Raw genomic sequence first — 20,358 nt, 5'->3', positions numbered from 1 at the left:
GTATAAGCTTTTAATAATAGCAGTGAATTATTTTTATAAGATAAAGTTTAAAATAATTCATTGGTTTATCAATGATTTCATGTTGTTTAAAAGTATATATTTTAAATGATTATGACTAAAATAGTTTCACTACTTAGCTCTTTCCGCATTTAATTCTGCCATCTTAATCATGACATCGACCGCTTTATACATTGATTCAAGCACAGTATATTCGTAGCGGCCATGCATGTTTTCTTCACCGGCAAAAATATTAGGACATGGCAAACCCATGTAAGTTAATTGAGAGCCGTCTGTACCACCACGAACTGGATCTTCATTAACTTCTAAGCCTTCTGCCTTGTATGCATCCCTAGCTAAATCAACGATATTCATGTGCTTCTTTAATTCATCAGCCATGTTGTAGTATTGATCCCACATCTTTAACTTGATTCGTTCAGTACCAAATTCAGCATTCATCTTGTCAACGATTGATTTAACTAAATGCTTACGTTCTTCAAGGCCATCACGTTCAAAGTCACGAATAATATAATCAAGATGAGCATTATCAACGGTTCCATCAAAATTCATCAAGTGGAAGAAGCCTTCACGACCATCAGTGTGCTCTGGACGATCATGTTCTGGCAATTGATTATGGAAATCAATACCTACTTGAATTGCATTAATCATTTGACCTTTAGCAACAGCTGGGTGAACATTCACACCTTGAATATCAAGGCTAAATTGTGCTGCTGAGAAAGTTCCCCAGTCAAGCTTACCAGGTGCTTCACCATCAACAGTAAAGGCAAAATCGGCTCCGAAATCTTTTACGTCAAAATGTTCTGCACCGGTACCAATTTCTTCATCAGGAGTAAATGCCAAACGAATTTTACCGTGCTTAACTTCTGGATGATTCATTAAGTATTCCGCAAAAGTCATTAATTCAGAAACACCACACTTGTCGTCCCCACCAAGCAAGGTATCGCCTGAGGCAGTAATAATAGTTTGACCCTTGTAATTCTTCAAGTGTGGGAAGACCTTGGGATCAAGATAAAAATCTGAGTCACCTAATTGAATCTTGCTTTTACCATCATAATTTTCATGAATTTGTGGCTTAACATTTTCTGAATTAAAGTCAGCTGTATCACTATGTGCTAAAAAGCCCATTACCGGAACATCATAGTCAACGTTTGAAGGAATTTCAGCAATTACACTACCTGCTTTTTGGTTGTAATGAATGTCACTTAAACCTAAGTCTTCAAGATCCTTCATAATGACGTTCTTTTGGAAGTTTTCTTCTCTTTCAGTTGAAGGAAAACGGTCAGAATGTTCATCTGAACGTGAATTTACTTTTACATACTTTAAAAATCTTGCCAATAAGTTTGGGTATTCCATTTACTCTGTCCTCTTTCTACCTAAAATAAATCTTGAAATGGATTGGTTGAAACTTCCGAAAATTCAACACCAACATTCCAATTATTTTCTTCGTTCCATTTCTTGAGACGATCATATACCTTATATTTAAACAATTTTTCAGTATAATGACCAGGGTCAACAACTGTTAAGCCTGATGAAATCATATCATGACCTACGTGATAGTAAACGTCACCAGTAATAAAGGCATCTAGATTATCATCTAAAGCGCTAGTCCAATATTTACCACCATCACCGCAAATAAAACCAACAGTAGAAATTTGTTTTTCATTATCTGCAGTAATCAGTCTAGCCATCTTAATGTTCATTTTATCTTTAACATAATAGGCAAAATCATAAGCTGACATTGTTTTAGGCAACTTACCTTTACGTCCCATTGCAATGCCATCATCATCTAAACAAAATGGCTCTACATCTTTTAATCCTAATTCTTCAGCCTGCCAATCGGCAGAACCATTTTGAGCTTTATCAGAATTGGTATGAATTGAATAAACAGTAATTCCATTTTTGATAATCTCGCCATACATTGCATTTTGCGCATTGGCAAAGTTCAAATTGCGAGCTGGTCTAAACATTACTGGGTGATGACTAACAATAAAATTAATGCCTTTTTTGACAGCTTCTTCAACTACTTGCGGACGTACATCTAAAGTAGTCATTACTTTAGTAACATCAGCATCCATTGAACCAATTTGCATGCCAACAGGATCGCCCTTAGAAGCAATGTCTTCTGGGAAATCTTGTCTCAAGCGTTCTACTATATCTTTAACTTTAGTCATCGCTTAATTCCTCCTTAATCAGTTGAATATTATGTTCAACTTCATTAATACGGTCTTCATCTTTCTTGCGTGCTTTATTCAAATTTTGCAGCAATTTTTCATAATATTGCAATTGCCCTTGCCACTTTTGATAAAAGACTGGATTTTTTTCACGCATGATAAATGGGCCAAAGAAAATCTCTTTTTCAGTTAAATCATGCTTGTCTGAAGTTAATCTTGCCTTAATTAATTCATAAGTGTGGCCTGCTTCCGCAATTAACTTTTCAGCTACAATTTGATAATTATGCATCATTAACCAATTACGTACGCCTGCTTCACCGATATTAGGCTCAAGCACTAAATTCTTAAATTGAAAATCTTTACTCCAAGCTGTATCCAAGATATCTACCATTAATTTACCGCCCATACCAGCAATAACAACAGTATCTACTTGATCTTGATGAGTAATAGTCTCCAAGCCATTGCCTAAACGCGTTTCAATTTGGTTACTTAAACCTGCCTCTGCAATATCACTTTTAGCATTTTCAAGCGGACCTTCAGCTACATCACTTGCAATGGCAAATTTTATTTTTCCTGATTTAACTAATTCAATTGGCAAATAAGCATGGTCGGTTCCAATGTCTGCAACTTTGCTGTCAGGATCAACCATTTTTGCCAGCGTATTTAATCTTAAGTTCATTTAATCCTCCATAAAGAGTATGTTTAATCAAATTTTAGCATATTTAGTAATTGTTTTTAGTCATGTTTTGCTATAATCGTACAGAGAAAGTGGGTTTTTGCATTGAAAAGAACTGAAACAGTAACTTTAACTAACATGTGTATGATCAAAAACAAAAATAAGATTTTGGTTTTAGATCGTAACGATCCAGTTTGGCCAGGTCTTACCTTTCCTGGTGGTCATATCGAACCACATGAGTCTTTTTGTGATTCAGTTATTCGAGAAATTAAAGAAGAGACAGGACTAACAATTTCTCATCCACGACTTGTTGGAGTAAAACAGTTTTATGATCACAATCATGAGCGTTATTTAGTTTTCTTCTATACTGCCGATAAATTTACGGGGACAGTCAAGGCATCAGATGAAGGAACTTTAACCTGGATGACTAAAGAAGAGCTGCAGCAACATAAACTAGCTTATAATTTTGATCATGATTTACCAGTGTTCTTTGATCCCAATGTTAGTGAACATATGCTTGATGGAAAACGAGATGAACTTTTTTAGATGAAAAAAACAGAAAGCAAAGTATCGCTTTTTATTGCATTAATTGCAATTATTATTTTTGCTTCGGTACCGCTTTGGCACTTTGATTTAAATGCCAATAGACCTCAGACTCAAGTCGTAAAAAAGAAAAAGCCTAAAAAGAAGAAAAAAGTAGTTCATAAGGTTACCTGGGGTTATCCTTTTAAACGCCTTTACGAAAAGAAAATAAAATTTAAATCAGGCCAAAAATTCGGTGAAACTGACATAATTAGACGTTACTACCCTACTAAGAGTTACTTCCACGATGGTTACGACTTCGGCTTCAGCGAAGTAGGACACTCCACTGTTTATGCTGTGCATGCTGGGACAGTTCATAAAGTTAAGTATGCTCCAGGCCTTGGCTTATATGTTTGGGTGATTTCTGATGATGGCTATGTAGAAATCTATCAAGAAGGTTTTCTCAGCATCACAGATATTTACGTAAAGAAGGGCCAAAAGATTAAGTTAGGCCAAAAGATCGGTCGCTTAACCGGTTCTCACATCCACTTAGGAATAACTAAGACAGACAAGAAATACATTGATAAACATGGTGTACCATGTCGCTACTATTGGAAAGACAATGGTACTTGGCTCAACCCAATGAAGATCATTGAAGATGATATCGCTAAAGGAAAAGTCAGCAAACAATAAAGCAAATCAAAAAAAGACGTTAAGCAAATGCTTAACGTCTTTTTTATAGATCTAGATAATTAATCCATAAAGTCACGCAATTGATTTGAACGACTTGGGTGACGAAGCTTTCTTAAAGCCTTAGCTTCAATCTGACGAATACGTTCACGAGTTACGCCAAATACCTTACCTACTTCTTCCAAAGTACGAGTACGGCCATCATCAAGACCAAAACGCAAACGTAAAACATTTTCTTCACGGTCAGTCAAAGTTTCAAGTACTTGTTCAAGTTGTTCCTTAAGCATCTCATAAGAAGCATGTTGTTCTGGACTAGTTGCATCCTTATCCTCAATGAAGTCACCTAAGTGTGAATCATCCTCTTCACCAATAGGAGTTTCAAGAGAAACTGGCTCTTGTGCAATTTTAAGAATATCACGAACCTTATTGGTTGACATATTCATTTCAGCACCAATTTCTTCTGGAGTTGGTTCACGACCTAAGTCTTGTAACAATTGACGTTGAATTCTAATCAACTTGTTGATCGTTTCAACCATGTGGACAGGAATTCTGATTGTACGAGCCTGATCTGCAATAGCACGAGTAATAGCTTGTCTAATCCACCAAGTAGCATAAGTAGAGAACTTAAATCCAAGACGATAATCAAACTTATCTACGGCTTTCATTAGCCCCATGTTACCTTCTTGAATCAAATCAAGAAATGACATTCCACGTCCCACATAACGCTTAGCAATAGAAACTACCAAACGAAGGTTAGCTTCAGCCAATTCTTGCTTTGCTTCTTCGTCCCCTTCTTCAATTCTTTTGGCAAGTGCAATTTCTTGATCAGCAGTAAGAAGAGGTACACGTCCAATTTCTTTCAGGTACATCCGCACTGGATCGTTCATTCGAACGCTGGATGGTGCAGACATATCTTTTAATTCAGCCTTTTCAACATCTTTTTGTTTCTTTAAGGCTAGTCGTGATGGATCCCCATTCTCATCTACAATACTAATACCGTTATCTTCAAACTCTTGTACTAGTTGATCGACAGCCTTACCCTGCAAATTATATGGCTTAATCAGACGAGCAGTGAAATCTTTTTCTGTGATTATCTTGTCTTTTTTAACGTCCTTAACGACTTTCTTAACCATCTTGTCTAAAGATAGTTTTTGTGTAGTTTCTTTTTCTGCCACTAAAAAGCCTCCTTAATTAACCTAAGATTCTCTTCAACTCAATAATTTTTTGAGTAACTTCTATTGTTTTTTGAACATCTTCTCTGCGCTTAGCATCCTGCAATTGATTTTGAAGCTCATTCAGCTGGGAATAAATGCTGCGCTTTTGAAGTGCAAACACGTGCTCATTAATTTCTTGAATTGTAAAATCCTTCGGCATATGTGCTAGTTCAGCATCTACTATTATACCTTGAAGTTGCTCAGGAATAAAATCTAAAAAACTATCAATTTGTGGATTCTCATGCGTTGCAGCAAATTTTAGCCATAACTGGGATAAAGTTTCATAATCTTGATCAGGAAAATGAAACTTGCCTTCCTGTAAATACTGTTGAGCATTTGCCGAATGAATAAATAAATAAAGCAAACGTGACTGACTGGGATGCTTTTGCACTTCTGTTTGCTGAATCGGCAATGTGTCTACACTCGTAGCAGGATCACCAAGATTTAAATCATTTGGTTGTTGAGCATAATAATCACGATTACGAGTTCGAGTATGACTGCGAGCACGATTATTTTTCCGCCGCTCACGAGCTAAGTTAGCTTTTAAAGAATTAAGCGATACACCAGCTGATCTAGATAATTTTTCCAGATACATATCTTGTTCAACTGGGTTTTTAACCTGACTAATTTCTTTAACTGCTTCATTTAAATATGTAATTTTTTCGCGATCATTATCTAAATTGTATTTCTGAGCTAATCTCTTAAGAAAGAAATCTGTAGGAGTTAAAGCACCCTTTATTTCTCCTCGATACTTCTCAGCGCCATATTTTCTTACATATTCATCTGGATCAAGCTTCTCTGGCAGGACAACAATTCCTAAATTAAAATTGCCGTCTTTACTAAACATTCGTGCTGCACGTTCTTCAGCGTGAACCCCCGGATCATCACCATCATAATTGACAATAATATTTGGAGTTACACGACGCAACATGTAAACTTGATCATCAGTCAAACTAGTCCCCATTGAAGCAACACCGGATTTGATTCCAGCTTTATAAGCAGCAATTACATCCATATACCCTTCATATAGAACTAGATGATCTTCACTACGAGCCGCTTTTTTGGCTTCCGCAAAATGAAATAAAACTTTAGACTTAGTAAAAACTTCAGTCTCTGGACTATTCATATACTTAGCTTCAGTTTTATCATTTGAAATTCGACGTCCAGAAAATCCAATGGAACGACCATTTTCATCTTCTAAAGGAAACATAAGGCGATCGCGGAAACGATCAAATAATCGACCGTCCTGAGTTTGTACAAATAAACCACTTTGCGCTAATTCGTCATCCTTATACCCCTTACCTCTCAGATAAGTTATTAAAACATTATCTTCTTTAGGAGCATAGCCTATTTTAAAATGCTCAAGTGTATCAGAATCTAATTGACGTTTTTTTGCATATTGCATCCCCCGCTCACCAGCTTTGGTAGTTAACAACACACGATGATAAAAGTCTACCGCGTCCTTATTAATACGCATAATGGGACTTAATTTTGTTCCACCATTTGCATTATAATCAGCTGGCATTGCAATGTGAGCAAATTCAGCAACTCGTTGAACACTTTCAGGAAAAGTTAGATTGTCTTTATACATTAAAAACTTAAAGACATTGCCACCCTTACCGCAACCAAAACATTTAAAAAACTGTTTTTCCTCGTTCACCGTAAAAGATGGTGTTTTTTCCTGATGAAAAGGGCAAAGACCGATATAGTCTTTGCCTTTCTTTTCAAGTGAGACGTATTGGCTGATTACATCCACGATATTAACGTTACTGCGAACTTCCGCAATAAAATCTTCAGGAATTCGTCCAGCCATATGAAACACCTTTTCTATCTAATTATTTAATAACCAACTTACTCAAATCGCCTAAACGATCAGCTAATTCACTAATAGCAAACAATTGAGCTAAACGATTATTCTTAACTTTTTCATCTTTATCCATAATCATATTAGCTTCGAAGTATTGATCAATTACTGGTTGTAAATGAACAAATCCTTGGTACAAATCAGCTAAGCTGTCAATATTTTGTAAGTTTTGAACACCAGCATAAAGTTCTTTTTCACTATTATCAACAAATAAGCTTTCATCAACAGCAACCTTGCCAGTGAACTTAGCCTTCTTCAAAATGTTGTTAATTCTAGTCAAACTTTCTACCACTGGCTTAAATTCTTCATCATCATGGTGAAGTTGCAATACATTAGCAGCAGCTAAAATTTGACTTGGATCTTGTTGACTTGAAGCAAGAACAGCATCAACAATATCATACTTAAATTTATTCTTTTGTAAGTATTGCTTTACACGATCACGAATAAAGTCGGCTATTTCTTGTTCAGCATCGCCCTTAGGAAGCTTAGCTGGAGTTACACCACCAAGCATGTTAATGATTTCTGGTAATACTTCATTAAATGGAAGTGACCATTTTTCATTAAGCAAAATTCTAACAATACCATAAGCATAACGACGAAGTGCATATGGGTCATTAGATGATGTAGGAATCATACCTGCACCAAAGAAGGTAATGATAGTATCAATCTTATCTGCAACTGATAATAATGAACCTACTGTAGTTTCTGGAAGTGGACCTTCTGCTGTAGCTGGCATGTAGTGTTCTTTAATAGCAACTGAAACTTCTTCATCTTCGCCAGCAAGACGAGCATAATGCATCCCCATTACACCTTGAAGTTCTGCAAATTCACCTACCATTTGAGTTACTAAGTCAAACTTGTAAAGTTCACTTGCACGATCAAAATCAGTAACTACATTTTCAGGTAAATTCCAACGCTTTGCAAGGTAATCACCAATCATGCGAACACGTTGCATCTTTTCAGCCATTGAACCAATCTTATCGTGGAATGAAACATTCTTAAGACGATCAACAAAGTGGCTGAGTGGATACTTACGGTCTTCATCATAGAAGAATTGAGCATCGTCTAGACGAGCAACCAATACCTTCTCGTTACCAGAAATAACGTTGTCAAGGTAATCCTTGTTACCGTTACGAACAGCGATAAAGTGGTTAATTAACTTGCCATTTTCATCGTAAACTTCGAAGTATCTTTGGTTATCCTTCATTGAAGTAATTAAAACTTCATCAGGAATGTTTAAGTACTTTTCATCGAATGAACCAGCAAAAACAGTTGGATATTCAACAAGGTAAGTAACTTCTTCAAGTAAATCTTTATCTGGTTTAATTTGCCAATGATTCTTCTTAACCAATTCGTTCATTTGGTTAACAATCATGTCTTTACGTTCTTCTGCATTAGCGATTACGTATTGATCCTTCAATGCGTCTTCATAGTCGTCAGCATTAGCTAAGACAACAGAATCACCTAAGAAGCGGTGGCCTTGAGTCTTACGACCTGCAGTAATATCCAAAATCTTAACAGGAATTACATCGCTACCAAATAATGATACAAGCCAGTGAATTGGACGAACAAATTCAAAATCATTTGAATCCCAACGCATCTTAGTTGGGAAAGTCATTGCCTTAATAATATCGCTCATGCCAAGCAAGATATCGCTAGCTTTTTTACCTTCTTTTTGTACGTGAACGTAAGCATATTCAGTACCCTTAAGTTCTTCGAAGTAAATATCATCAGTAGTCATACCTTGACCGCGAGCAAAACCTTGTGCAGCCTTGGTCCAATTACCGTCAGCATCTTGGGCAATCTTCTTTGCAGGACCTTTTTTAATTTCATCGATATCATCTTGCTTTTCAGCTAAGTCTTCTACCAAAAGAGTTAAACGACGTGGAGTTGAAAAAGTCTTGATATCTTTGAATTTTAAGCCATTTTCTTTTAAAAACTTTCTTGTTCTGTCAGCTAATTGCTTAACGCTGCGTGGAACAACGTGAGCTGGCATTTCTTCAGTACCAATTTCAAATAAATAATCTTTAGCCATTTTCTACCCCCGCTTTCTTATCTTCTGCACTCTTAAGTAATGGGAAGCCGCGCTTTTCACGTTCTTCGACAAACTTAACAGCAACTTCGTGAGCCAAGTTTCTAATTCTTGATAAGTAACCAGCACGTTCAGTTACTGAAACAGCGCCACGAGCATCAAGCAAGTTGAAAGTATGTGAACACTTCAAGATATAGTCGTATGCTGGGTGTACAAGATTTTGACTAAGTAAACGCTTAGCAGTTGATTCATAAATATCGAAGAATTTAAGAAGTTGTTCTTGATCTGATTCTTCAAAAGCATACTTAGAATGTTCATATTCGGGTTGCTTAAAGATATCACGGTAAAGTACGCTGTCGCCCCATTCAAGGTCAAAGACATTGTTAACGTCTTGAATGTATGATGCAAGTCTTTCAACACCATAAGTAATTTCACTCATAGTTGGCTTAACATCTAATTCACCAACAACTTGGAAGTAAGTAAATTGGCTAACTTCCATACCATCAAGCCATACTTCCCAACCAACACCGGCACAACCCATTGATGGATTAGCCCAGTTGTCTTCTACGAAACGAATATCGTGTTCCAAAGGATCGATACCTAAAACCTTCAAACTGTCTAAGTAATATTGTTGAATATCCTTAGGAGCTGGCTTAATAACAACTTGGAATTGGTGGTGTTGGAATAACCGGTTAGGGTTTTCACCATAACGACCATCTGCAGGTCTTCTAGAAGGCTCTACATAACAAGCTGCCCATGGTTCTGGACCAACTGCACGAAGAAAAGTGTAAGGACTCATAGTACCTGCACCCTTTTCAACGTCATATGAAGGCATAATCATACAACCTTTGGAGGACCAGAATTGTTCCAGCTTAAAGATCATATTTTGAATGTTTAATTTCTTATCTGCCATTTTCCTTAATTCTCCTCCTGCGCTAGGCCATAAAAAAAGCCTATGCAAAATTTTGCATAGGGACGAAATATTATCGCGGTTCCACCCTAATTCAGGAAGTATTCTTCCTGCACTTAATTGAATATGACTAGAGGTGCCTTTTCCTAATGTGCCCTTCCACCTATCGACACTCGCTAAATTAGTACTTTTTTAAATCCTCATCATCGTCAAATACGTGTTTATTTTAACACATGAATTAGGTTAAAACCAGACTTTAAAACAGCTTTATTTCATCTAAAAATTTTTTAGTTTTCAGATTTAAATCGATTGTTTCTCTATAGATACGATCAATTGCTTTACGAGTTGCTTTTTTAGTCTCAGCATTTAATTCAATATTGCCCAACCGATTAATAGGTAAAAGTCCGATTGTGCGCAATACTGCAGTCTGCTTAGGCATTAAATGCAGCCGACTATTTACTACTGCAAAATGATCACTGCAAATAATTCCGCCTAATTTAATCGAATAATCAAATGTACCTTTTTCCTTGCCACAAATAACGCAATGACGCAATTCGGGCTCAACTCCAAAAGCACTTAACATTTTCATCTGTACGATTTGCGTAATCATTTCATTATCTACACCAGCATCAATCTTCTTCAGGGCAAAAACCGCTAAGTCATAATATTTACCAAGAGGTTGATATTCGACAAAAGCGTGATCAATTAAGTCAAAAATAAAAGAAGTGTAAGCATTCTTCGTCAAGTCACGGTACAAATCGTCAAACTGCTTCACTTCTTTATATGTACGCAGATTGCTTAAACCATGACCGTTTGTATAAATGACATATGTACCCATTGAGAAATTCAATGTCGCTGCACTCAATTGTGATTTTGGTCTCAATGCCCCTTTCACAATCAATGTAATAATGCCATCTTCTTTAGTCATGATCTTAGCTAATAAGTCTGCTTCTTTATATTTTTGCCTTTTAAAAATGATGCCCTGAACTTCTTTCAGTTCACGTGCCATCAACTAAGCTCCTTCTTGTCGTAGCCAATAAGTTTCAAAAAGCTTGGATCTGAACGCCAATTGTGTTGAACTTTAACCCAAAGGCGTAGATTTACTTTTTCACCAAGTAAATGCTCTATTTCTTTACGTGAATTAATACCGATCTGTTTGAGCATTTTACCACCTTTACCGATAATAATGCCTTTTTGACCATCTTTCTCCACATAAATAGTAGCTTCTATTAGTAACTTGCCATTTTGATGCTTATTCATTTGATCAACTGCAACTGCGGTAGCATGTGGCACTTCTTGGGAAGTTAGTCGCAGAATTTGTTCACGAATAAGTTCGGCTACCACAAAATATTCTGGGCGATCTGTGATCTGGTCAGCACCATAATATTGTGGGCCCTCTGGTAAATACTTATTAATTGTATTAAGTAAATCTTCAATACCAATACCCTGAGTAGCAGAAATTGGTAGTATTTCTTTAAAACCCTCAAGTTTATGATATGAATCCATAATTGGCAAAAGTTTATTAGGATGAATTTGATCAACCTTGTTAATTACCAAAAATACTGGTACCTTAACTTCTTTTAACAAGTTAGCAATATATTGATCACCTTTACCAATTTCCTCAGGTTCAACCATGAATAAGACTAAATCAACGTCATTTAAACTAGATAAACTAGCCTTATCCATATAATCGTCAAGTTTTGAATGAGGTTTAAAGATACCTGGCGTGTCAACAAATACAACTTGCATTTTATTTGAAGTATAAATACCTGAGATACGATTACGCGTTGTTTGTGGCTTACTTGATGTGATTGCTACTTTTTGACCTACTAAATAGTTCATTAAAGTTGATTTACCTACATTTGGTCGACCAACTAAAGCAACAAAGCCAGATTTAAATTGTTTTTCTTCCATCTATTTACCTCTGCCTTCATCTAATTGATCAGGATATAATGGCAACCCATATTCTTCCAATACCTTTCCTTGAATGCCAAACATTTCTTTGGCTTCATCAGGTTTGATATGATCATAGCCATTTAAATGTAAGAATCCATGAACTACTGTATAGCCAAATTCTCGATCAAATCCTGTACCATATTCCTTACTATGACGCTTTATCACGCTAGGACACATAAACAAGTCCCCAATATCTTCTTGAAAATCTGGATCATCTTCAAAAGCTGATAAATCAATTGCATCCTCACCATCTTCTATTGCAAAAGAAATAACATCAGTTGGACGATCTTTATCGCGATATTTCAAATTAATCTCATGACTACGGTCTTCATCGACAAAGTTAATACTCATTTCTAAGTTATTATCTTTGCCAATTTTCTTTTTAGCTAAAAGCAATAACTTCATAATCCAGTCTTGCCAGTCGCGATTCTTATCGTCTAAAAATCCGACTTCATCATGATAAGTAACATCAATTGGATCCATTTTTAATTTTTAATGTCCTCTTTTTCATAAGCAGTAATAATTTTGGCAACTACAGGATGTCGAACGACATCATTTGCAGAGAAGTTGATGAACTTAATTTGGTCGATATTCTTTAAAATATGCTTAGCATCGATCAAACCGCTATGCTGTCGTCCCGGCAAATCGACTTGAGTCATATCTCCATTTACGACCATCTTAGAGTTGAATCCAAGACGTGTTAAGAACATCTTCATCTGTGCATCTGTAGTATTTTGGGCTTCATCAAGAATTACAAAGGCATCATCAAGAGTACGTCCACGCATGTAAGCAAGTGGGGCAACCTCAATTACACCACGTTCCATCAAGCGGTCAGTCGTATTAGTACCAAGAATAGCGTACAAAGAATCGTAAATTGGTCTTAAGTAAGGATCAACTTTTTCTTTTAGATCTCCTGGCAAAAAGCCTAATGACTCGCCAGCTTCTACAGCTGGTCTAGTCAAAATTATGCGGGAAACTTCACCCTTTTTAAAGGCAGCGATTGCACAGACAACAGCCAAAAAAGTTTTACCTGTTCCGGCTGGTCCTATTCCAAAAACAACATCAGATTTATCAATGGCTTCAACATAACGCTTTTGACCCATATTTTTGACTCTAATTGGTCTACCTTTAGCATCCCGAATTAAAACCTTTTTATACAGATCTGCAAAGTACTCAGTTGTACCCTTATCCGCCATCTTCATCGCACTCACAGTGTCGGGCGCACCAACGTTAACGCCGGTATTCACAACATTGTCTAACGCTTTTAAAACAGCAATAGCCTTTTTAATATTTGCCTCATCATCTCCAACAATTACAATCTCATTGCCAGTATCCGAAATAGACAAATCATAACCCTCTGAAAGAAGCTTTAGATTTCCATCATTAACTCCAACTAATTTTTGAATGTCTTCTACCTTTTGAGGTATAAAAGTTGTTTGAGCCAAAAAGACCCGCTCCTTCTTGTTACTACTAATTCAGCTGATCACGAACTGTTTGTGAAGCAGCCTTGCCATCGGCACGTCCTTTAATTTTTGGCATCAATGCTTTCATTACTTTACCAAAATCAGACTTACCTTTGGCACCAACTTCATCAATCGTTTCCTTAACAGCAGATTCAAGTTCTTCCTTGCTCATTTGTTTAGGCATATACTTTTCCACTACAGCTAATTCCTTCTTAGTTTCTTCAACTAATTCAGTACGTTTAGCTTTAGTAAATTCCTCGATTGATTCTTCTCTTTGCTTTTTCTCACGATTAAGAACCGTTAATTCTTCATCTGGAGTTAAATCATGTCCCAACTTGATTTTTTCATTCATCAAAGCAGATTTAATCATCCGGACAGTATTAAGCGTAGTCTTATCATGATTTTTCATGGCTGTTTTCATATCAGTCATGATCTTATCTGACAAACTCAATATGCATCCTTCTTTCTATTAAAAACCCAATAGTATTATAACAAACTATACGCATAACTAAAATGAAAGTATAAAAAAACTCACCCATTCCCGGGTGAGCTTTCAGTATATTAATAATGTCTACGCTTGCGTGCAGCTTCAGACTTTAACTTTCTACGAACACTTGGTTTTTCGTAGAATTCGCGTTTGCGGTATTCTTGTAAGGTACCACTTCTTGAAACGGAACGCTTGAAACGACGAAGAGCATCATCAATAGACTCGTTTTCGTGAACGATTGTCTTAGCCATGTGTGATCCCTCCTTCCATTTCTTGGCGTTACGCCATACATTTACTTAAATTATACCAAACTAATCTTTAGGGTCAATACAATTCAAAAACTTTTTGATAAATTTTTAAGTTAAATAAACCGACTACTTTACCTTAATAAAAGAGCTGAGTTTTTATTGTTAATCCGCTTTCATTAATAGTATAATTATTTTCAGAAAGATATTTAATAATACACGAGGAGCTTAATATGGTAGAAACAAAAGACCAAAATGAATTAAACATTATTATTATTTCTGATGCGGCTGGTGACACTGCTTTTAGTAACGCCACAGCTGCAGCTGCAGAATTTCCTAACTGCAATATCAACTATCGTCGTTACCCCTTTATCACTAACCAAAAGAAGTTGGACGAAGTTTTAACAGAAATTGAAAAATATCCAAACTTGGTAATTATCTATAGTTTGGTTAAAGATGAAATGCAAATGCCAGTTATCAAATTTGCCCGTGAGCATAATGTTGAATGTGTTGACATCTTTTCACCTGTAGTTGAAGCAATTCAACAAACTACTCATATGACACCAGATCAAAAAATTGGTGCACAGCATAGCTTAAATCAAAAGTACTTTGATAGAATTTCTGCAATGGAATTCGCTGTAATGTATGATGATGGTAAAGATCCGAAAGGTTTCTTGGAAGCTGACGTTGTTTTACTTGGGGTATCAAGAACTTCTAAGACTCCACTATCTTTGTTCTTGGCCAATAAGAACTTAAAGGTAGCTAATTTACCACTTGTTCCTGAAACTCACATTCCAAAAGAAATCTATGAAATTGATCCTAAGAAAATTATTGGCTTGACTAACGATCCATCTGTATTGAACGAAATCAGACGTCAAAGAATGATCGCTTATGGTTTGAATCCTGATACTACTTATTCTAATATGGATTCAATCAACAAGGAGCTTGAATCAGCACAAGCACTTTATAAAAAATTAGGTTGCTATGTAATTAATGTTGCTCACCGCTCCATTGAAGAAACTGCCGCACTTATTTTGGAGCACTTGGGCATTGATGATTACGCTAAGTAATAATAGATACTTTCAATAGGCATAATTAAAACGGTACTAGCCATTAAGGTTAGCACCGTTTTTTCACTTTGTAATGATTATTTTATCTTATAATTATCATTTTTAATTAGCTTTTTCAATAATTCCATTGTGGCCACAGCATCATCTAACGAATTATGTGGATTTGAATTTTTAATATTGTAATTTTCTAGCACAGTACTCAAATGATAATTATCTAAAAAGACATTTTTCTTTTTAACTGCAGAAAGCAAATCAACACATTCATTCAATAACGAATAATGACAATACTTTTTGAAATCTCTATTCAAGAAATTAATATCGAATGGTAAGTTATAACCAACAACAATCCTATCGGCTAAGAACTTTCTCAAATCTAGCAAAGCAGTTTTGATATCGATTCCTTTATTAGCTAATACTCCCTTATTTAACTGGGTTATTTTTTCTATATTAACAGGCACTTCAGTATCAACTTTGATTAATCGATAAAATTTCTCACAATCATTATTTTCAAGATATTTTATAGCACCAATTGATATAATCTTATCTTTTTCAAGATTAAGTCCTGTTGTTTCTATATCAAGAACCGCTAGTGAAGTTAAACTATCTGCTTTATCCTGGACTTGGGATCGAAAAGTATTTACTTTATGATGCTGTGCTGCTTTACTAAACCCTAATTTCTTTTTGCTAGATAACTTATTTTGACTATTTAAATGCACCATCAGCGGTATGCCATCAAAATCAGCCACCATTTTATCTTGACGCGTAGTTTTAAAGTCGAAGCCTAATTCATTATTAGTACTATATATTAGCGTTGCTTCACCCTGTCCAATATTAGATATGATTCTTTGCCATATAAGATCACGAATACGTGCACTAAAGTTTCCAACATAAACGCCCGTTTGAACTTCTTGACACCATTTAGTTAGGTCTCCACGTAAAGATTGTGGAGTTTTGCTTAAAGTAATCACAATCATGACTGTGCCTCATGATACTGAACGCCAAATTTCTGTAGGCCTTCACGATTATCCCACAAACTCATTATTACTTGAGGAGATTCAATATCGGCAGTACTATCTTTTAATAAAAGACTTTTCAAATCTTTTACCATTTTAGCCAATAGTTTACCTTTCTTAAACTCATCTCTCATTGCAATCCGAGTATGTGTGGCAATATCTTGATTTCCATATTTAGCAGTCATTTTAAAAGCAATTGGAATTGAATACTTAGCCTTGTATAGATCTGCAAAATCATAAACAAAGGCTAAGTCATGACCTGTATGAATGAATCCTAAACCTGGTGAAGCACCTAAAGCTACGATAACACTATAACTTAAGCCATACAAAGCCTGGTGTGCTGCTGTCAATGCCTTATTGATAGGAGTTCCATCCTCAAAATTATCAACTTTATATTCTCTCTTATTCCAGCTAACACCAGTTAATTTAGATTGTTCACGATATATCCGCCTAACTCGAGAACCTTCTTTACCACGCAATTCTTCCATCGTTAAATTAGAAAAATCTTCATTTGGGAAGCGCATCTCATACATCTGTCGAGCTGTAGCCAATCTACTTCTTCGATTAGATACTAACTTAGCTTGTGCTTCTAATAATCTGGAAGAATGATTCAGCGATCTACCATGTGCATATTGACGTACACCACATTCTCCAACCCAAACAACAGCTAAACTGGAATCTCCCATTAGTTCCATCGCACGATGTGTAACATCAACTCCTGGTCCCAGTAAAAGCACACTTACTAAAGCAACCGGAATATTAATAATTCCACGGTAATCAACTACTTGAATTGCACTATCTTGTCTATTTATTCTGGCATGTTCTACATATATAAAACTTATTCTATCCGAAACTCGTCCTAATTCCTGACGTTCTGGTTTCTTAGCACCATAATTATTTTTCATTATATTATTCCATTGGAATTACAGTGAGTAGTCCCATCCCAAAAGCTTTTTCACGCCCTATACCAGTTACCATTGCCTGCTTAAATTGTTGCAAATCCTTAATCTCTAATAAGCCTTCAAAAGTAACACGACTTAATTTTACTATTTTATTGCCCTTGCGGCGTAATCGTGGCCAATCTCTTGACGTAATATTCATTTCATATGTTTCTTCGTCATCTTCTGATTTAACTAAATCAAAACCATATTTTTCTGATCGATCTAATAACCACTTAGTTTGCTGCAAAACAGTAATATGCGGTACTACTTTTGATTTACCGGTTTTTGCATCTGTAATTCTATATGAAGGATTAGCCGTTAGTTTAAAGCGATATTTTTTTCCTTGATTTAAACTACTTAAAAAATGATCATAGTCTTTCGTCTCTGCCGTATTGGCAACACCATATCTTTCAAGCTTATCTAATTTTGGCTTTTCTTCACTTAAAACAAGTAAATACTTTTTACCATTTAATTCATCAATTCTCCATAAATGGCGTAATCTTACTTTTTTCTTTAATTCATTCGGAAAGCAATTCTCAACCCAATTATGATATGCACCTAAATGATACAAATCCCTAATTTTTTGTCGGTTGTTAGTATCAATTTCAACTCTCGAAATATACATTCTACCCTCCTACACAAATGACCAAAAATCCCAATTAGTATTATCTGCTGTCTGATTATTTTCTGAATTTTTAAGTTTAACTGCTTTTTTGATTACGATAGGACGATATTGATAATATCTATCTTTTTGATCAAAAGAGCCCACTTTATCTTTTTTCATTAAGGGGGTACTTTCAGAATCTAAACTAGCATCAGCAATTATTCTAGTTAGAAATTGTGACGTCTTAAAGCTCCTCTTATACCAATCTGAAGCTTGCCAAGGCAAATCTTCTAGTACTTGTAAGGGATTTCTTCCATTAAAAATATCAATTTTAAGTGGACCAGCTGGCGGATTAGACCGTCTTCCTAAATAAAGCTGAAATTTTGGATGTTCAAGTGCTTCTTTGATGTTTTCGATCAATTGATCATCATCGCTGCCAATTGCTACCATGAAAACTCCATCTTGAATAAAATCACGATACGTTAACTTTCGAGCAGTCTTGCTTGCACTCTTTCTGTATTCCACTGTTTGAAACTCTGTCAACATTTTGCCTGATTGCTCAATTCGAACAGCAAATAATAAATTATTTAGCTCCAAAATTTTTTCATTATCTTCTCTTGAGTAGCCCAATGCAGCTGCAATCATACCTACAATAGCGCTTTTGGTTGGATAACTATCACTAGTTCTTTGATTAAAAGATGCAGAATTACCATAAGACTGAAGTGGCGCAGTCAATCTAATCGTTGCTGTCTTCATTTTCTAACTCCTGTTTTACGAATTCAGCAGTTTGATTAATTAAATCATCAATATTTTCAGCCTGATTGTCGACTATATTCTCACTATTCGTCAATTCGACATTAAACACAGGCTTATCTACAAATTTTAAGGAATTTTTATATTCATCCTCTAATCGATCGATAGATTTATCAACGTAGCCACCTTCAGATCTAACTGGTGTTTCAAATGCAGATACTAGGTTAACGGGTGTATCAGTACGAACATTAATCATAACGTATTGAGGGAGTGTTTTATTAGCAAAAGTATTTTCCTTACCAGTCGGCATTGTCAAAACAAATTCTTTGATAAAGAGCTTAATTCCTTCAATAGTCAAAGCTTTATTACCAAGATTGTGCAATAAATCAAGAATGTTAACATTGGCATATCTGTATAAAGTAGATGAATTATATTCAATCGTACCAAGCATTGCAGAACCTGTTTGGCTTTTCGCATTTGCATCATCAACTGCAGTGTAATAATCAAATTCTGGAGTAACTTCATGAGTGGAAATTGCATGAGCCACTTGACTAGAAGCATCCACATTCAATTCTGGATTATCTGCCACCATTCTTCCAAATAAAGCTAAATCTAGAGATTGATCTTCCATCAAATTTTTCTTAATTTCTTTAGCTGTATCTTTATCTATTTGATCAACAGACAAAGCAAGTTTAGCGATCTTTTCGAGTTGCCCTTCACTTACTAGTAGTAGTGCTCCAGTTAACATTTCGCCCGTTTTCTTGTCCTTTTTTAATTTGATTCCAGCTACTTTAAAGACTTCTTCAACTTTCTTTAAAGCATCTTCTTCACTTAAATTTGAATCTAGTTCTTGTAACTTATTCGCCAAAAGACTAGCTGTTTTCAAAGTTCTATAGCTCTTAAGCCATTCTTCATTTTCTGAGTCTTGTTTAAAGGCTAAACGCATTGCTCTCTTCCAGCTTTGTGAAGAAACTCTTGACCGAGTCACGCCACCATAAATAGCTGTTTTAGGTGAACCAGTGTCATCTCTATTGATATTTGATGATGGTACAGTTTGCAATACATTAATGTCCATATAAAGATTCTTATTCATTTTGATTTTCTCCTTGCTTTTTGTTCACTAATCGTTGTCTGATGCCAGCTTATAAACGTTCCAGTAGTAATCTTTTCCCCACTTCAAGGCAACGAATCTTGCATTTTTCGTACTCCACTGAAAGTTATACAAGTCTTCCGCCAATTGAGCAAAGTCAATCTTTTCACCCATTTTCTTTCCTTTAAGAATACTTACTAGATGATTAATTGAATTGGTGGCACTGCTGATATTTGTAGTTGCTAATAAAGCTGTTACTCGCCTATCTAAAGCCTTCTTTTCGTTAGAGTCGTTTATTTTCATTTTCCTCAGTGCAGTAAAAAGAGATACACCATTTTCTCCAGATTCTTCCTTATCTTTTGATCTAGGAATTTGACCAAAGACAAATGAATCATTCCCTTGTTGAAATGCAGCATAACAGTGAAGAGCAGTATAAACTGCTGTTTCAAGCTTTGTAGGTTTTCCATTTGTACTTAATTTAGGCACGGCTGAAAAAATTAAAGGCCAGATTTTTTCAGCGCCTTTATCGGCGATAGCTGTTGTCCTTCTAAGTTCAGCCAAAGCACCTTTATCAGGAGTTCCATCACCATACAGCTGATTAATTATTCGTGCCGTAGCAGTATAAGCATCACTCATCTT

Annotated in this window: 22 protein-coding genes; 3 read left to right on the top strand and 19 right to left on the bottom strand. The window is 35.7% G+C overall.

Translation table 11 applies throughout. From position 1 onward, the window contains the following. Positions 1-129: 129 nt before the first annotated feature. From pepT to CP368_RS04495, 3 genes are read right to left on the bottom strand one after another with little or no spacing between them, the layout of a single operon-like run. Positions 130-1,371 (bottom strand): peptidase T, encoded by a 1,242-nt coding sequence (pepT, locus tag CP368_RS04505; protein WP_098043995.1) that lies wholly within the window; start codon positions 1,369-1,371, stop codon positions 130-132. 20 nt (positions 1,372-1,391) lie between these two features. After that, complete coding sequence (locus CP368_RS04500) at positions 1,392-2,189, bottom strand: Nif3-like dinuclear metal center hexameric protein (RefSeq protein ID WP_098036331.1); 798 nt, start codon at positions 2,187-2,189, stop codon at positions 1,392-1,394. Beyond that, positions 2,182-2,868 carry a class I SAM-dependent methyltransferase gene (locus tag CP368_RS04495; protein WP_098043996.1) on the bottom strand — a complete coding sequence of 229 codons (687 nt, stop codon included), beginning with the start codon at positions 2,866-2,868 and terminating at the stop codon, positions 2,182-2,184. The genes CP368_RS04500 and CP368_RS04495 overlap by 8 nt, the downstream gene beginning before the upstream one ends. Before the next feature lie 102 nt (positions 2,869-2,970). Between CP368_RS04495 and CP368_RS04490 the strand changes: the two genes are divergently transcribed. Together CP368_RS04490 and CP368_RS04485 are read left to right on the top strand one after the other, a co-directional pair. After that, positions 2,971-3,411, top strand: a complete 441-nt coding sequence (locus tag CP368_RS04490) for an 8-oxo-dGTP diphosphatase (RefSeq protein ID WP_098043997.1) — start codon at positions 2,971-2,973, stop codon at positions 3,409-3,411. Beyond that, entirely contained in the window at positions 3,412-4,080 is a 669-nt protein-coding gene (locus tag CP368_RS04485; protein ID WP_025005647.1) for a M23 family metallopeptidase, read from the top strand. 59 nt (positions 4,081-4,139) lie between these two features. Here CP368_RS04485 and rpoD read toward each other — a convergent pair whose 3' ends face one another. The 10 genes from rpoD to rpsU form a co-directional block, all read right to left on the bottom strand. Next, the gene (gene rpoD, locus CP368_RS04480; protein WP_056945521.1) at positions 4,140-5,252 is read right to left on the bottom strand and encodes an RNA polymerase sigma factor RpoD; all 1,113 of its coding nucleotides are present in this window, start codon (positions 5,250-5,252) and stop codon (positions 4,140-4,142) included. Positions 5,253-5,268: 16 nt separating this feature from the next. Further along, positions 5,269-7,104: a DNA primase gene (gene dnaG, locus CP368_RS04475; RefSeq protein ID WP_098043998.1), complete on the bottom strand. Its 1,836-nt coding sequence runs from the start codon at positions 7,102-7,104 to the stop codon at positions 5,269-5,271. Between the two features lie 22 nt (positions 7,105-7,126). Then, positions 7,127-9,190: a glycine--tRNA ligase subunit beta gene (glyS, locus tag CP368_RS04470; protein WP_098043999.1), complete on the bottom strand. Its 2,064-nt coding sequence runs from the start codon at positions 9,188-9,190 to the stop codon at positions 7,127-7,129. Continuing rightward, complete coding sequence (glyQ, locus tag CP368_RS04465; protein ID WP_087176058.1) at positions 9,183-10,100, bottom strand: glycine--tRNA ligase subunit alpha; 918 nt, start codon at positions 10,098-10,100, stop codon at positions 9,183-9,185. The genes glyS and glyQ overlap by 8 nt, the downstream gene beginning before the upstream one ends. Positions 10,101-10,353: 253 nt before the next feature. Continuing rightward, complete coding sequence (recO, locus tag CP368_RS04460; protein ID WP_098044000.1) at positions 10,354-11,106, bottom strand: DNA repair protein RecO; 753 nt, start codon at positions 11,104-11,106, stop codon at positions 10,354-10,356. Further along, positions 11,106-12,011, bottom strand: a complete 906-nt coding sequence (gene era, locus CP368_RS04455; protein ID WP_025005643.1) for a GTPase Era — start codon at positions 12,009-12,011, stop codon at positions 11,106-11,108. Before era ends, recO begins: the two co-directional genes overlap by 1 nt. Next, positions 12,012-12,536 carry an rRNA maturation RNase YbeY gene (gene ybeY, locus CP368_RS04450; protein WP_087176057.1) on the bottom strand — a complete coding sequence of 175 codons (525 nt, stop codon included), beginning with the start codon at positions 12,534-12,536 and terminating at the stop codon, positions 12,012-12,014. It lies immediately after the preceding gene. 2 nt (positions 12,537-12,538) lie between these two features. Further along, on the bottom strand, positions 12,539-13,498 hold the full coding sequence (locus CP368_RS04445) for a PhoH family protein (RefSeq protein ID WP_087176056.1): 960 nt from the start codon (positions 13,496-13,498) through the stop codon (positions 12,539-12,541). Between the two features lie 25 nt (positions 13,499-13,523). Then, positions 13,524-13,967 carry a GatB/YqeY domain-containing protein gene (locus CP368_RS04440; RefSeq protein WP_087235510.1) on the bottom strand — a complete coding sequence of 148 codons (444 nt, stop codon included), beginning with the start codon at positions 13,965-13,967 and terminating at the stop codon, positions 13,524-13,526. A gap of 110 nt (positions 13,968-14,077) precedes the next feature. Further along, positions 14,078-14,254: a 30S ribosomal protein S21 gene (gene rpsU, locus CP368_RS04435; RefSeq protein ID WP_002880182.1), complete on the bottom strand. Its 177-nt coding sequence runs from the start codon at positions 14,252-14,254 to the stop codon at positions 14,078-14,080. A gap of 227 nt (positions 14,255-14,481) precedes the next feature. Between rpsU and CP368_RS04430 the strand changes: the two genes are divergently transcribed. Next, on the top strand, positions 14,482-15,318 hold the full coding sequence (locus CP368_RS04430; RefSeq protein ID WP_005719759.1) for a pyruvate, water dikinase regulatory protein: 837 nt from the start codon (positions 14,482-14,484) through the stop codon (positions 15,316-15,318). Between the two features lie 77 nt (positions 15,319-15,395). Here CP368_RS04430 and cas2e read toward each other — a convergent pair whose 3' ends face one another. Genes cas2e through casB form a run of 6 tightly spaced genes read right to left on the bottom strand, consistent with a single transcriptional unit; the run spans position 15,396 to position 20,355 of the window. Then, positions 15,396-16,292 carry a type I-E CRISPR-associated endoribonuclease Cas2e gene (gene cas2e / locus CP368_RS04425; protein ID WP_089143287.1) on the bottom strand — a complete coding sequence of 299 codons (897 nt, stop codon included), beginning with the start codon at positions 16,290-16,292 and terminating at the stop codon, positions 15,396-15,398. Beyond that, a complete protein-coding gene (gene cas1e / locus CP368_RS04420; RefSeq protein ID WP_089143286.1) occupies positions 16,289-17,236 on the bottom strand; it encodes a type I-E CRISPR-associated endonuclease Cas1e in 948 nt (315 codons plus the stop codon). The genes cas2e and cas1e overlap by 4 nt, the downstream gene beginning before the upstream one ends. A gap of 4 nt (positions 17,237-17,240) precedes the next feature. Continuing rightward, positions 17,241-17,897, bottom strand: coding sequence for a type I-E CRISPR-associated protein Cas6/Cse3/CasE (gene cas6e, locus CP368_RS04415; protein WP_013086434.1), 657 nt, complete (start codon positions 17,895-17,897; stop codon positions 17,241-17,243). A 9-nt stretch (positions 17,898-17,906) separates the two neighbouring features. After that, positions 17,907-18,632 (bottom strand): type I-E CRISPR-associated protein Cas5/CasD, encoded by a 726-nt coding sequence (gene cas5e, locus CP368_RS04410; RefSeq protein WP_098036101.1) that lies wholly within the window; start codon positions 18,630-18,632, stop codon positions 17,907-17,909. Further along, positions 18,613-19,722 carry a type I-E CRISPR-associated protein Cas7/Cse4/CasC gene (gene cas7e, locus CP368_RS04405; protein ID WP_013086436.1) on the bottom strand — a complete coding sequence of 370 codons (1,110 nt, stop codon included), beginning with the start codon at positions 19,720-19,722 and terminating at the stop codon, positions 18,613-18,615. The genes cas5e and cas7e overlap by 20 nt, the downstream gene beginning before the upstream one ends. A 27-nt stretch (positions 19,723-19,749) precedes the next feature. Beyond that, complete coding sequence (gene casB, locus CP368_RS04400; RefSeq protein WP_065990606.1) at positions 19,750-20,355, bottom strand: type I-E CRISPR-associated protein Cse2/CasB; 606 nt, start codon at positions 20,353-20,355, stop codon at positions 19,750-19,752. Between the last annotated feature and the right edge of the window lie 3 nt (positions 20,356-20,358).

The organism is Lactobacillus sp. UMNPBX17 (genome assembly GCF_002553735.1).
GTDB lineage: Bacteria > Bacillota > Bacilli > Lactobacillales > Lactobacillaceae > Lactobacillus > Lactobacillus gallinarum.
This window is presented reverse-complemented; position numbering and strand designations above follow the sequence as displayed.